Annotated in this window: 11 protein-coding genes; 10 read left to right on the top strand and 1 reads right to left on the bottom strand. The window is 65.4% G+C overall.

Annotated features, from left to right (window positions below):
- The first annotated feature begins 61 nt into the window (after window positions 1–61).
- From WG208_RS05245 to WG208_RS05285, 9 genes are all read left to right on the top strand, one after another.
- Window positions 62–709, top strand: coding sequence for an SET domain-containing protein-lysine N-methyltransferase (locus WG208_RS05245; RefSeq protein ID WP_337170283.1), 648 nt, complete (start codon window positions 62–64; stop codon window positions 707–709).
- Entirely contained in the window at window positions 706–1287 is a 582-nt protein-coding gene (locus WG208_RS05250; RefSeq protein ID WP_337170284.1) for an NUDIX hydrolase, read from the top strand. The genes WG208_RS05245 and WG208_RS05250 overlap by 4 nt, the downstream gene beginning before the upstream one ends.
- A 282-nt stretch (window positions 1288–1569) precedes the next feature.
- Window positions 1570–2220 (top strand): sigma-70 family RNA polymerase sigma factor, encoded by a 651-nt coding sequence (locus WG208_RS05255; protein WP_337170285.1) that lies wholly within the window; start codon window positions 1570–1572, stop codon window positions 2218–2220.
- Window positions 2221–2457: 237 nt separating this feature from the next.
- Window positions 2458–3075 (top strand): zf-HC2 domain-containing protein, encoded by a 618-nt coding sequence (locus WG208_RS05260; protein ID WP_337170286.1) that lies wholly within the window; start codon window positions 2458–2460, stop codon window positions 3073–3075.
- Between the two features lie 43 nt (window positions 3076–3118).
- Window positions 3119–4261 carry a DNA polymerase III subunit delta gene (gene holA / locus WG208_RS05265; RefSeq protein WP_337170287.1) on the top strand — a complete coding sequence of 381 codons (1143 nt, stop codon included), beginning with the start codon at window positions 3119–3121 and terminating at the stop codon, window positions 4259–4261.
- Entirely contained in the window at window positions 4258–5310 is a 1053-nt protein-coding gene (locus WG208_RS05270; RefSeq protein ID WP_337170288.1) for an SPOR domain-containing protein, read from the top strand. Before holA ends, WG208_RS05270 begins: the two co-directional genes overlap by 4 nt.
- A complete protein-coding gene (mutS, locus tag WG208_RS05275; RefSeq protein WP_337170289.1) occupies window positions 5307–8138 on the top strand; it encodes a DNA mismatch repair protein MutS in 2832 nt (943 codons plus the stop codon). The genes WG208_RS05270 and mutS overlap by 4 nt, the downstream gene beginning before the upstream one ends.
- Window positions 8135–8737 (top strand): G/U mismatch-specific DNA glycosylase, encoded by a 603-nt coding sequence (gene mug / locus WG208_RS05280; protein ID WP_337170290.1) that lies wholly within the window; start codon window positions 8135–8137, stop codon window positions 8735–8737. Before mutS ends, mug begins: the two co-directional genes overlap by 4 nt.
- Before the next feature lie 17 nt (window positions 8738–8754).
- Complete coding sequence (locus WG208_RS05285; protein ID WP_337170291.1) at window positions 8755–9612, top strand: glutaminyl-peptide cyclotransferase; 858 nt, start codon at window positions 8755–8757, stop codon at window positions 9610–9612.
- Between the two features lie 53 nt (window positions 9613–9665).
- On the opposite strand, the gene WG208_RS05290 is transcribed toward WG208_RS05285, so the two are convergent.
- Window positions 9666–12008 carry an Ig-like domain-containing protein gene (locus tag WG208_RS05290; RefSeq protein WP_337170292.1) on the bottom strand — a complete coding sequence of 781 codons (2343 nt, stop codon included), beginning with the start codon at window positions 12006–12008 and terminating at the stop codon, window positions 9666–9668.
- Window positions 12009–12146: 138 nt separating this feature from the next.
- Between WG208_RS05290 and WG208_RS05295 the strand changes: the two genes are divergently transcribed.
- Window positions 12147–13580: a pyridoxal-phosphate dependent enzyme gene (locus WG208_RS05295; protein WP_337170293.1), complete on the top strand. Its 1434-nt coding sequence runs from the start codon at window positions 12147–12149 to the stop codon at window positions 13578–13580.
- Window positions 13581–13609: the final 29 nt, after the last annotated feature.

Consider the following 13609-nt stretch of genomic DNA (forward strand, 5'->3'; position numbering starts at 1 on the left):
CCGGGTCCACCGTCCTTCCGCAACCACCGTCGTGAGTCCAGCCAGGAAGTCCGTCGCCTCCGTGAAGCCTCCCAAGTCGCCGCTGTACGAGGTGCGCCGTTCGAAAATCCAGGGTCGTGGCGCCTTTGCGATCAAACCGATCCGGAAGGGTCAGCGCATCGACGAGTACTGGGGCGAAGCCATCACCCACGAGGAGGCGGACCGTCGGTACGACGACAACAATGGACGGCATCACACGTTCCTCTTCGTACTCGACGACGACACGGTGATCGATGCGCGCCGCAAGGGCACGGATGCGCGGTACATCAATCATTCGTGCGAACCGAATTGCGAAACGATCATCGAGGACGGCCACATCTACATCAAGGCGATCAAGGCGATCAAGCCGGATGAAGAGCTGGTGTACGACTATCGGTTCGAGTGGCAGGATGAGTACGAACCGGAAGACGTGCGCTACTACGGTTGCCGCTGCGGATCGAAGAAGTGTCGCGGGACGATTCTGCGGGTGCCGGTGTATCTGCGTCCCACCATCCGGGAGTGGCTCGCCGGCAACGATGTGAAGAAGCCGCGCAAGCCGGCGCGCAAGAAAGCGGCGAAGAAGGTCGCGAAGAAAGCTGTCAAGAAAGCTGCCAAGAAAACCGCGAAGAAGGCGGCCGGGCGTCATCCGCATGTCGCCGAACGGCATGCCACGCGCACGGTGAAGCGGTGAGCGACGAGCGCGATCCGGTCGGCGACGCCGTCGGCGCTGCCGTCGGCAAGGTCGACGGAACGCGGGTGTACAGCGGGCGGATCATTTCCGTCGATCTCGATCGGGTGCGCTTCCCGGATGGTTCGATCGGCTCCCTGGAGATGATCCGCCATCCGGGCGCCAGTGCGGTGGTTCCGGTCCTGGGGCCGATGCGTGCCGATCCGACGGTGCTGCTGATCCGGCAGTACCGGTATGCCGCCGAAGGGTATCTGTACGAAGTGCCGGCCGGTCGGCTCGATCCGGGGGAGTCGCCGGCGCAGTGTGCGCATCGCGAATTGCAGGAGGAAACCGGGTACACCGCGGCGCAGGTGGATCACCTGTTCACCATGTATACGACGCCCGGCTTCACGGACGAAAAGATCCACCTGTTTCTGGCCACCGGGCTGGAGGCGGGTGAGGCCCACCGGGAAGCGGATGAGTTCGTCGAACTGGCGCCCATGCCGCTGTCAGAAGCCCTGGCTCTCATCAAGAATGGGGAAATCCAGGACGCCAAAACGGCGCTGGCGCTGTTCTATGCGGCAGCATTTCGGATTTCCTGAGCCGAATTGACGCGCCGGGTGTCCACTTTATCGGACGTCCGGGCGGGAAATGGGGACGTTTTCGTCTGATCCGTCGATGTCGTGACGGCGGGCACAGATAGCCAAGTAATTGATATGCATAGTGTTGCGTCGGAATGTTCCCAAAAGTTCCCGACGGCACGCGCCATGCGATACCAGACCGTGCGCACCGACCGATGATCGGGATGTCCGCCCGCCAGGACGGTTGCGCCGCGAGCGCGCAGGACCTTTGGCTCGCGTCACCGCAGGAGGAGGGCTCGACTCATGGCTTTGGCCGCACTGACCCGCACGCAGCGGACCCCACAGCAGACCCAGACGGTGCCGGTGCGCGAACATCTGCGCACGCTCGATGATGGGGATGTGGTGTCGGCCTTCCTCGGTGGCGAGGAACGTGCGTTCGAGGAGCTCGTCGACCGGTACCAGGGGCGGCTCCTCAACTTCGTCTACCGCACCATCGGCGATCGGGACCGCGCCGAGGATCTGGTGCAGGAAGTCTTCATCCGGGTGTATCGCCACATCGCGCGCTTCGATCGCTCGAAGAAGTTCTCGACGTGGATCTACACCATCGCCTCGAATCTGGCCAAGAACGAGCTGCGCAACCGCTCGCGCAATCCGCTCGTGCTCTTCCAGACGATCAAGGCGAAGTTCGAGGACGAGGACCGTCCGCTCCAGTTCGAGGACGTGCATACCCGCCCGGACGATCTGTTCCGCAAGCGTCACCTGCGGGAGATGGTGGAGCAGTCGGTCGGCCAGCTGCCGTCGCATCACCGCGAGGTGTTCGTGCTGCGGGAGCTGGAAGGCAAGTCGTACGAGGAGATCGCCGAGATCACCGGCGTGAACCTCGGGACGGTGAAGTCGCGTCTCAACCGGGCGCGGACGGCATTCGCCGAGATCATTGCCCCGTTGGTAAGGTAGAACAACTGATATCAGGAGGGGGCAGGGAGGAGTCTCCAGGAAGGAGATCGATAGCAAAAGCCTATAGATCTCCTCCCTGACCAGCTCCCTCCTGCCCCCTTTTGAAATAAAATCCAAGTCCATATTCCCCTCCTGTGGGTATTTTCCCGGAACCGCCCCCAAAGCGCCGGGTATGCTGGCTTGCACCCACCCTTCCCGTGGGTGTTGCCGGTTTCCGCAGGACTCCGATCCGTACCGATGGACTGCAAGCAATTCCGCAAACAGCACCTCGCCTATCTCGACAACACCCTGTCGGGCGAGGCGACCGCCGCCGCACAGCATCATGTGATGACCTGTGATCCGTGCGCGGCCCACGATGCGCTGGTGCGCCGTTCTCTCATGGTCGCCAGAAGTCTTCCGACACTGGAACCCAGCAGTGAATTCCAGGCGCGATTGCGGCAGCGATTGGCGACCTGTCGATCGGAGGACGGTCGATACCCGGCGGGAGATGAGCTCGGCCTTCCCCGCCACCGATCGTCCAAAGCCCTTCTCGCCGTGGCGGCGAGTGCGATGCTGGGAGTGTTTGCCGTCCGCGCATTCCAGCATGACCGTCCCTCGACAATGTCCATGCAGCCGGTGATTGCTTCCCAGTCTTCCTTGCGTGCGCCCCGCGCCATGTCCGCGCCACCACCGGTCCGTGCGGTTCCCATGCCGGTGCTCATGCCGACCGACGCCGCGTCGGCGATGCCGGTGTACGTGACACCCGCACTGCTGCAGGCGATGGCCACCGGGAATCCCGTCTGGCCCGCCGCCATGATCGTGGAAGACGCGCCCATGCAACTCGTCAGCGCGCACTATTCCTTCGAGGTACGCTGAGTCGACGCTCCGGTGGGATCGGCGATCCGTTTAGATTGACAGGATGCCACCGAAAGCCGCCGCCCCCAGCAAGGAAGTGTCACCCCTGCGCACGGTGCAGGCGGCGGTGCAGTCGCATCAGTTCGATCCCGTGTACTATCTGCACGGCGACGATGATTACCTGAAGGACGGCGCGATCCGGGATCTGCTGAACGCCGCCATCGATCCCGGCACGCGTGATTTCAATTGCGAGATCCGCCGGGCGGCCGATCTCGATGCGGAAACGTTGGGCAGTCTGCTCAACACCCCGCCCATGCTCGCCGAACGCCGTGCCGTGGTGCTGCGGGATGTCACCGCGCTCAAGAAGGCGCCGCGCACGCAGCTCGATCGGTATCTCGCACGACCGGCCTCCGACACCCTGCTGCTGCTCGTGAGCCCCGCCGGCACCAAGGTCGATGCCGCACTCGTGGGTGCGTCCACCTCGCTGGCCTTCAACCCCCTCACACCCGAACGGGTGCGGCGGTGGATCGCGCATCATGCCGGGACCGCACTGAACGTGGACATCGCGGAGGATGCCGCCGATCTGCTGCAGCAGGCGGTCGGCAACGATCTGCATCTTCTGGCCGCGGAACTCGACAAATGCGCCAGCTATGTGCTGGGCTTGCGCGGTGCTCACGAACAGCACAGCGGTGAGGACACGACCGGCGGTGACGCGCGTGCGATGATCGATGCGGACGCCGTATCCGCGGTGGTCGGCGTCCGGCGCGGAGAAACCGTCGCCGATCTGCTCGACGCGGTCGCCCGTCAGGACACGGCCACGGCGATCACGCTGGTGGGTCATGTGCTCGGCCAGCCCAAAGTGACGGCCGTGCAGATCGTGATTCTGTTGAGCACCCAGGCCTTTGCGCTCGCGTTCGGGCGAGCGCGGCGCGACGCCGGCGTGCCCACCAATCGACTGCCGCAGGAGTTCTTCGCCTTTCTCAAGGAAACGGGCGGATATCCCGGACGCCCATGGGGCGAGGCGGCGTCGGCATGGACGAAGGTGACGGATCGATGGACCCGCGAGAGCTGCGAACATGCGCTCACGCTGTTGCTGGAGGCGGACATGGCCCTCAAGGAAACCACGGTATCCAATGCGGAGCAGATTCTGATGTCGCTCATTCTCGCCTTGTGCGCGACCCGGACATCCAGGCGGAGTGCGGCATGACGATCACCAGGATGATTCCGATCATTCCTCGGATGATCGTCACGTCGACGACGCGGACGATGAAGAAACAGGCGGCTCTGGTGGTCGGGGTGTCGTGCCTGGCGGCCTCGATGCTTTCGGCGCAGACCACGTCGCTCGGCACAGGTTCTGCCGGCAGCAACGCCGTGTCGCCCGCGCTTTCGCAGGAAGTGGCACGCGCACGGGGACTCATCGAGCGCGGCGATGGAGCCGAAGCGCGCACGGTGCTGGATTCGCTGGTGTCGGCCGCCCCACTGGCCAGCCTCGATCTGGCGGAGGCGTTGTACTGGCGCGCGGTGCTCGCCGAACGGATCTCCGACGCGGAACGCGACTGGAAACGCCTGGTGATCGAAGCGCCGCTCTCGCCGCGTACGCCGGATGCGTTGTTGCGGCTGGGAGAGCTGGACATGTTGCGTGGTCATCCGGCCGACGCGCGTCCATACTTCGAACGTGTGGTACGGGAATTTCCCGACAGCACGCGCATCGCGCGTGGCACGATATGGCTGGTGCGCAGCTACTTCGACGAGCGTGATCTGCCGCGTGGATGCCAGACGTTGAGCACCTTGCCCCCCACGCAGGTGCCCGAAGGCGAATTGCGGTTGCAGGCGGACGAACTCCGCCGCCGCTGCACCTCGGTGGTCACGAGTGCGGGCACGGGAGGGAGCGCGGCGAACATGCCGGTGCCTCCAGCGGCCACGAGTGCGGCCGCCAATACCGCCACGAACGCGGCGCCTCCGGCAGTGCCTCCCGCCGCACCGGCGGAGTCCACGGCGAACAAAGCACCGGCCAAGGCGGCCGCGAAGGAGAGCGGACGTTTCAGCGTGCAGCTCGCCGCGTTTGGCACGCGCAAGGAGGCTGACGCATCGGTGGCGGGGCTCAAGCGCCGGGGCATCGATGCCCGTGTGGACGGGACCAGCAAGCCATTCCGCGTGCGCGTGGGCCGCTATGAAACGCGCGCCGAGGCAACGGCGGCACTGGCAAGACTCAAGAAGGCGGGACAGACGGGCTTCGTGGCGGAGATCACCCCGTGAGTGGGTCCGCCTCATCGGCCACGCCGCTGATGCAGCAGTATCGGGAAATCAAAGCGCGTCATCAGAACGCGATTCTGTTTTTCCGGATGGGCGACTTCTACGAGATGTTCTACGAAGACGCCGAGATCGCGTCCCGCGCCATCGGGCTGACACTCACGTCGCGCAACAACGGCGGCGCGGCCGAAGTTCCCCTGGCCGGCATTCCGGTCAAGGCGGCCGCGGAGTATCTGCGCCGTCTCGTGAGTCAGGGCCATCGGGTGGCGATCTGCGAGCAGGTGGAAGACCCCAAGCTCGCCAAGGGCATCGTGAAGCGCGAAGTGATCGAAACGATCACACCGGGCGCGGTGTTTGCCGACGATCTGCTGGACGGTGCGCGGGCGAACTATGTGTGCGCATTGGCCATGGTGCGCGATGTGTCACGTGATGCATCGCGTGACGCCGTTCCGGTGGGCATTGCCGCGGCCGATCTGAGCACGGGGGAGTTGCGTCTCTTCGGCGCCACGGTGAGCGACGCCTCTGCGGTGCTGGCGCGTCTCGCGCCACGGGAACTGTTGCTGGTGAAGAACAGTGCCCACGCGGAGCTCACCGCGGCGTTGCAGGTGGCCGAGCAGGCGCTCGTGAGCATGCGCGAAGGGTGGGAGTTCGACGCGCAACTCGCGGCCGACGAACTGGCCCGTCAGTTCCAGGTGCAGAGTCTCGAGGGATTCGGACTCGGTGCCGACGATGCCGCCGCCGTGGGTGCCGCCGGCGCGTTGCTGCGGTATCTGCGTGAATTGCAGCCGGGTGGGCTGCCGCATCTCGCGCGTCCCACGTTCGAGCGCACCGGTGGCGTGATGCCACTGGACGAAATGACGCGTCGCAATCTCGAGCTGGTGGAATCGCTGCGCGGCGATCAGGGGCGCGATGCGAACGGCACGCTGCTGTCGGTGCTCGATCGTACCACCACCCCGATGGGGCACCGTCTGTTGCGGCAGTGGTTGCTGGCGCCGCTGCTGGAGCAGACCGCCATCACCTCGCGTCTGGATGCGGTGACGGCACTCGTGCGCGATCCGGTGGGCCGGGCGGCTCTGCGTGACGCGCTCGATGGTGTGCGCGATGTGGAGCGCCTGGCGAGCAAGGCCGCGGCTGGCCGGGCCACGCCGCGCGAATTGCGCGCATTGGGTGATTCGCTGGCGCGGCTGCCGCTGGTGGCCAAAGCGGTGCGTGAAGTGCTGGCCCATCCCAATCAGGACGGCGCCCGCGATGGTGTCGCTGATGGTGTCGCTGATGGTGCCGCGGGTGGTGTCCTGCGTGCGATGCTGAACGAATGGGACGATGGCACCGACTGCGCGAGTCGACTCGTCACGATGCTCGTGGCGCGACCACCGCTCGCCATCGGCGAGGAAGACACGATCGCTCCCGGCGTGGATGCCGAGCTCGACGAACTGCGCGCGCTGCGTGACGGCGGTCGGGACGCCATCGCCACCATCCAGCAGCAGGAGCGCGCGCGGACGGGCATCGCCTCGCTCAAGGTGGGCTACAACAAGGTGTTCGGGTACTTCCTCGAAATCTCGAACGCCAACCGTCACCTCGTGCCCGACGACTATCAGCGCCGGCAGACGCTGACGGGCGCCGAACGGTATGTCACACCGGCGCTCAAGGAGTACGAGGAGAAGGTGTTGAACGCCGCCGAACGGATCGAAGCCCGCGAGCGCGAGCTGTTCGAAGGATTGCGCCGCGCGGCCGGTGCGGACATCACGCGGTGGCAGCAGGTGGCGCGCCGTGTGGCGACCATCGACGTCCTCGCGAGTTTTGCCGACGTGGCGGAGCGTGAGCAGTACGTGCGACCCGTGCTGCACGATGGTTTCCAGCTCGATATCCACGCCGGTCGTCATCCGGTGGTCGAGCGCATGATGCCGCGGGAGAAGTTCATTCCCAACGATCTGCACTTCACCGACGACGCGCAGCTCATCGTGCTCACCGGGCCGAACATGGCCGGCAAGAGCACGATCCTGCGGCAGATCGGTCTGATTCAGCTGATGGCGCAGGTGGGGATGTACGTGCCCGCCCGCGAGGCGTATCTGCCCATCGTGGACCGGTTGTTCACCCGCGTGGGCGCGAGCGACAATCTGGTGCGTGGGCAGAGCACGTTCATGGTGGAGATGAGCGAAACGAGCGCCATTCTCCACACCGCCACGAAGCGGTCACTGGTGCTGCTCGATGAGATCGGTCGCGGCACGAGCACGTACGACGGCGTTTCGATCGCGTGGAGCGTGAGCGAACATCTGCACGATGCGATCGGATGCAAGACGGTGTTCGCGACCCACTATCACGAACTCACGCAGTTGGCGAACGAGTTGAGCGGCGTGCGCAATTTCACCGTGGCCGTGCGCGAGGTGGGTGATCAGGTGCTGTTCCTGCACCGGCTCATTCCGGGCGGCGCCGATCGTTCGTATGGCATCGAGGTGGGACGTCTGGCCGGACTGCCGGCTCCGGTCATCACGCGGGCCAAGGAAGTGCTGGCGTTGCTCGAGGGGGAAGGGGAACAGATGGCGGCCCGCCTCACGGCCGACGGCATGCAGGCCCCCTCCAGCACGAAGCGTCGTGGTCCGCGTCTCAAGCATCAGATGCATGCCGATCAACTGGGTTTCTTCGGAGACGCCACACCCGCGGTGGATCCCGCGCTCACCCGTCTGGCCGATGCCGTCGGTGCGCTCGAGCCGGAGCAGATGACGCCGCTGCAGGCGCTCACCACCCTGGCGTCGCTCAAGGAGTCGATGAAAGAATCGATGAAGGAGTCGATGAAGGACGCCGGGACAGGCGCGTCGCGCCGGGTGACGGCGTCGTGAACGGGGGGCACCACAAACCCACCAGAGTCGAGCTTGCGGCTGCCGTCGACAAAACCGTTCCGGACCTCATCGCGCCCGATCTCCGGGTGTTGTTCTGCGGGATCAATCCCGGGCTGTATACCGCGGCCGTGGGTCATCATTTCGCGCGGCCCGGCAACCGGTTCTGGCCGGCACTGCATGGCGCGGGTTTCACACCGCGGTTGTTTTCCCCCTGGGACGAGCGCGAGCTCCTGCCGCTGGGGTACGGCATCACCAACATGGTTCCGCGCACCACGGCGGCGGCGGCGGAGCTCTCGCCCGAGGAGTATGTGGCGGGTGGTGCCCGGTTGCGTCGGCTCGTGAAAAAATACCGACCGCGTGTGGTGGCGTTCATGGGTATCGGCGCCTATCGCAGTGCGTTCGGTCGCCCGAAGGCCGCGCTCGGGTTGCAGCCGGACACCCTCGGATCGACGGCCCTCTGGGCGCTTCCCAGTCCGAGCGGGCTCAATGCCAATCATCAGCTGGGCGATCTGATCGTCCTGTTGCGCGAACTCCGCCTGTGGGTGGAATCTTCCCCGTCTTCCACATCGTCAGCATCTTCGTCAGCATCTTCAGCCTGACGTTCACCGTTCCGACCATGCCGATACTCTCCGCTCTCCGTCGCTCCCGCGCCGCGTCCGTGATGATTCTTCTCGCCACGGTCGGGCTGGTGGGCACGGCCGGCGCATTCGGCGCGTGCAGTGAAGGCAACACGGGGGGCGCCACCGACAGCGATGGGGCGGCCTCGGTCACCCCACGCACGCCCACGTACACGTTCGATGTCGTGAACATCTATCCCCACGATGCGGGGGCGTTCACGCAGGGCCTGCAGTGGCACGACAACCGGCTCTTCGAGAGCACGGGCCAGGTGGGAACCTCGGGACTCCGCGAAGTGGATCTCGTCAGCGGACGTGTGGTCCGTCAGCAGCCCCTCGAAGCGCCGCATTTCGGGGAAGGCATGGTCATTCTGGGGGACAAGCTCTACCAGCTCACCTGGCAGAGCGGCAAGGCGTTCACCTACGACTGGAAGACGTTCACGCGCAACGGATCGTTCTCGTACGACGGCGAAGGCTGGGGCCTCACGACCGACGGCACGGCGCTCATCATGAGCAACGGTTCGTCGAGTCTGGTGTGGCGCGATCCGAAGACGTTCGAAGTCATCAAGACCCTCGCCGTCACCGATCGTGGCACACCGGTGGCCGCGCTGAACGAACTGGAATGGGTGAAGGGTGAGATCTGGGCCAACGTGTGGCAGAGCGATTCCATCGCCCGCATCGACCCGAACACCGGCGCCGTCCTCGGCTGGATCGATCTGTCGAATCTCCTGCCGAAGATCGATCGCACGGGCCACGAAGACGTCCTCAACGGCATCGCGTACGACGCGGCGAAGGACCGGATCTTCGTGACCGGAAAGCTGTGGCCGAAACTCTACGAGATCACGCTCAAGACGCGCTGATCAGCGTACCCGAGTGTACCGGAGCGCACCCGATGGCGGTTGTCGTCGAGTGACTACCGCAACCGGACCAGCGCGTACCGCAACGTGGACGGTGGGGCGGCGCCGTTGCGGGAGATCGTGATGAGTGCCCGGCCGTTGCCCGGGATGCTGAACCGCAGATAGCTGCTGGTGCCACCGGCCAGCGCCACACGCTGCGGCGTGTTGTTGCGCAGCGCGCGCGCGCCGATGGGATACACGCCCAGCGCCGATCCGCCGCCGAATCGCAGCCCCGGAAAGATGCTGCGGAAATTCCACGCCGGGTTCGTGTACGTCGCACCCAAGGCGGTGGTTGTCGCGGCCGTGTAGTCGTCGGCGATCAATGACACGGTCCAGTCCCGCAGATAGTCGCCGAAGACCGGACCGGCGAGCACCGACTGCAGATTGTTCACGCCGGTGGTCGTGGAGTTCACCAGTGCGTGGAAGAACGCCGCTTCACCATCCGCGCCCCGACGGCCGGCGGCATAACGCAGGAAATTCCAGATCGCCCCGCGGGTGGGCAGCGAATCGTTGGGGGCATAGGGCGAGTTGACTTCGGGCGCGATGAGAAAGTTGTAGAAGCGCGAGAAGTTCTGTGAAGCGTAGTTGCGGAACTGATCGGAACGCGCCGTGTTGGCACCCACATCCGTGATCGTGAGATTCTGACGCGATGAGAAACCGCCGATGCGGAAGTACAGCATCTCCTCGGCGACATGCGACAGTCCCTCGTCGAGCCATGTCTCCTCGTTCAGGGCCGCGCCGGTGTTCACGTAGAGCCGGCGCGATGCATTGATGAGGTGCTGCAGCTCGTGCGCGATGGTGGAGAGGTTGAGCGTGGTGACCTCGTCCTTCGAGCGCCGGTTGCCGTTGATCGTGCCGCTGGGATCGGGCACGAGCAGATAGAACATCTCGTTTTCATTCGACGCCGCGCAGACCTGCAGGCCGTTGCGGGCCGTTTTGGGATAGAGATCGCGCGCGAAGAAAAATCCGCCGATGGTGTACCCCGCACTCGAGGGGGTGAGGGCGTTCACCGCGCGGGTGTAGAAGAGGATGATCTTGCCGTACCGGCTGATGTTGCTGGGCGCACCGAACGCCGAGGTGTCCATGGGAAACACGAGCGTATCGAATGTGGCCGCGATGCCGGCGAACTCCGCGTCGGTGTAACCCCCGGCGGGGTTCTCGTTGTCGGTCACGACCATCACCCGATTGCCCACCGCGGCCACCCGCCCGCTGCGCGTATCGGGGGCACTGCAGGCGAGACTGGCGTTGGCATTGAGTTTGATGGCGTCACCCACGGCAACACCTGCCACCTGCGAACGCAGCAGACTGCCGGTCACCTGGGCCTGCCAGTCGCGCGCGTCGGCCGCCAGCGGTGTGAGTTCCCGTCGCTCGATCAGGCGACGCTGCTCTTCGAATGCCGCATTGGCATCGATGGTCGCGGTGGCGCTGCTGCCGAGGTTGCCGAGATCGCCGCGCGCGAGGCCTGTCGGTGTGTCGTCAGGCGCCGTCAGTGCGGCGAATACCGGTGTGTTGGTGCCGATGCCCACCACGTCGATGGTGGTGGCCACACCAAAATTCGTCGTCGTGGAAATGAGCGTGAGTGCGTATTCGGTGTTCGTGAGACCCTGCGCCGAGAGGCAGGCCGTGACGTTCGAGGTACCGGCCGACGGAATGAACACCTCACCCACACCGAGCACGCGGGGTGTCACGGAACCACACCCAGCCGAGCCGGCCGGCCCCACGACCACGGGTACGGTATCGGCGCGTCCGGCACTCGTGGCCACGATACGCGCCGATCCGGTGGCCCGGGCGGCGACGAGTCCCACATTGCTCACCGAGGCAATGGACGGCTCGAGCGACGAGAATTCGATGGCCTGATTGGTCAGTTCGTTGGCATGCTGATCCCGCACGCCGGCACGCACACGGAGCGTGTCGCCCACTTCGAGAAAGGCGGCATCGGGGAGGGCGACGACGCTGGCTGCCGCGCCAGGCAGCACCGTGGCGGTGAAGGTGACCGGATTGAGTCCCGTCACCTGCGCCGTCACCCGCGCCGTGCCTGCGGTGGTCCCCAGCGTCCACATGGTGGTGGCCACCCCGCTGCTGTTGGTCGGAGAGGATGCCGGCGACACCGAGCCAGACCCCGCACCCACGTTCCACTCCACGCGCCGGTTCGTCACCGGCTTGTTGTCCTTGTCGGTCACCACGACGGACAACGCCGTGGTCAATGCGACGCCGGCCACGCCGGTCTGCTGATTTCCCGTTTCGGCACGAATGACAGTCGGCACGGGACCGGGGCCGGCGTCCCCGTTGCCCGATCCGCACGCGGCGAGGAACAGCGGTATCAGCGTGGACGAGGTGCGGAGGAACTGGCGAATGCGCATGCGGAGAAAGATGGACGATGGCGCCGTGGACGCGAGAGCGATGGTGATGATCCGAGGCGGTGTGGCGGGGTGATAGATTGTGGCAGCGCGCGCGGAACCACGCCCGCCTTCCTTTCCGTTTCGTGACCAATTCCTGCCATGGCCACCACGCTTTCCGTTGCGTCCTCCTCGTCTTCCGAAGAACACGTGCGGCATCGTCGCCCCTACGACAACGTGCTGGAGACCATCGGTTGGACGCCGCTCATCCATCTGGCGCGGGTCGCCAGGGGTATCCGGACGCCCCTGCTCGGCAAGGCCGACTTCTTCAACCCCGGCGGGAGCGTAAAGGATCGTATCGGGCTGCCCATGATCGAAGCGCATGAGGCCGCCGGTACGCTCAAGCCCGGTGGGACGATCGTCGAGGCCACCAGCGGCAACACCGGGGTCGGGCTCGCCATCGCGGCCGCACTCAAGGGTTATCGCTGCATCTTCACGATGCCGGACAAGATGTCGCAGGAAAAAGTGCGGCTGCTGAAAGCGTTCGGTGCCGAAGTGATCATCACGCCCACCGCCGTGCCGCCGGATCATCCGCAGAACTACGTGCAGATGGCCAAGCGCATCGTGAAGGAAACACCGGGCGCCATCCTCGCCGGTCAGTTCGAGAATCCGGCCAATCCGGCGGCGCATGTGGCCACGACGGGCCCCGAGATCTGGGAGCAGACGCAGGGACGCATCACGCATTTCGTGGCGTCGGCGGGCACGGGCGGCACGATCAGCGGGGTGGGGCGCTATCTCAAGAGCCGGAATCCGAACATCAAGATCATCGCCGCCGATCCCATGGGATCGGTGCTGGCCGAGATGTGGCGAAGCAAGGGCGAAGGCCATCCGACCGGTGCGCCGTACAAGGTGGAAGGGGTGGGACAGGACTGCGTGCCCGCCACGCTCGACATGGATGTGATCGACGAATTCATCTCGGTGAGCGACAAGGACGCGTTCAGCATGGCGCGCCGTCTCACACGGGAGGAAGGCATCTTCGTGGGCGGCTCGGCGGGCCTCATTGCCCATGCCGCGCTCACGGTCGCGCGTCGTCTGGATGATCCCGATGCGATGGTGGTGACGTTCCTCTGCGACACGGGCGAGCGCTATCTCAGCAAGGTCTACAACGACGAGTGGATGCGCGAGAACCAGTTGCTCGACGCGCCGCAGACATCGATTGCGGCGGTGCTGGGCAACAAGGACACGAGCGCGCCGGCCATCGTGAGCGTGGCCCCGGGTACGACGGTGCGTCAGGCCATCCGCCTCATGGCCCTGCACAATGTGTCGCAGGTGCCGGTCATGGACGGGACGGTGTGTGTGGGCAGCGCGGCCGAATCGCAGCTCACGTCGCAGTCACTGGCCGACCCCAAGGTGCTCGACCAGACCGTGAGCGACGTGATGGATCAGCCGTTCCCGATCGTCGAAGCCGATCAGCCGGTGGAAAGTGTGGCCAAGCTGCTGTCGAAATCGAACCGTGCGGTACTCATGCGCAAGGATGGGGTGATTCAGGGGATCGTCACCCGGTTCGACGTGCTGGAGTATCTGATGCATCGGTAGGGGCGCCGGAGGGCGCCCGATCGGGCGCC

This window comes from Gemmatimonas aurantiaca (assembly GCF_037190085.1).
Lineage (GTDB): Bacteria > Gemmatimonadota > Gemmatimonadetes > Gemmatimonadales > Gemmatimonadaceae > Gemmatimonas > Gemmatimonas aurantiaca_A.

Bases quoted from the DNA above. Each gene is read 5' to 3' on its own strand.
- WG208_RS05270 (WP_337170288.1), top strand. From the start codon at position 4,258: ATGACGATCACCAGGATGATTCCGATCATTCCTCGGATGATCGTCACG.
- WG208_RS05290 (WP_337170292.1), bottom strand. From the start codon at position 12,008: ATGCGCATTCGCCAGTTCCTCCGCACCTCGTCCACGCTGATACCGCTG.
- WG208_RS05260 (WP_337170286.1), top strand. From the start codon at position 2,458: ATGGACTGCAAGCAATTCCGCAAACAGCACCTCGCCTATCTCGACAAC.
- holA (WP_337170287.1), top strand. From the start codon at position 3,119: ATGCCACCGAAAGCCGCCGCCCCCAGCAAGGAAGTGTCACCCCTGCGC.
- WG208_RS05285 (WP_337170291.1), top strand. From the start codon at position 8,755: ATGCCGATACTCTCCGCTCTCCGTCGCTCCCGCGCCGCGTCCGTGATG.
- WG208_RS05295 (WP_337170293.1), top strand. From the start codon at position 12,147: ATGGCCACCACGCTTTCCGTTGCGTCCTCCTCGTCTTCCGAAGAACAC.
- WG208_RS05255 (WP_337170285.1), top strand. From the start codon at position 1,570: ATGGCTTTGGCCGCACTGACCCGCACGCAGCGGACCCCACAGCAGACC.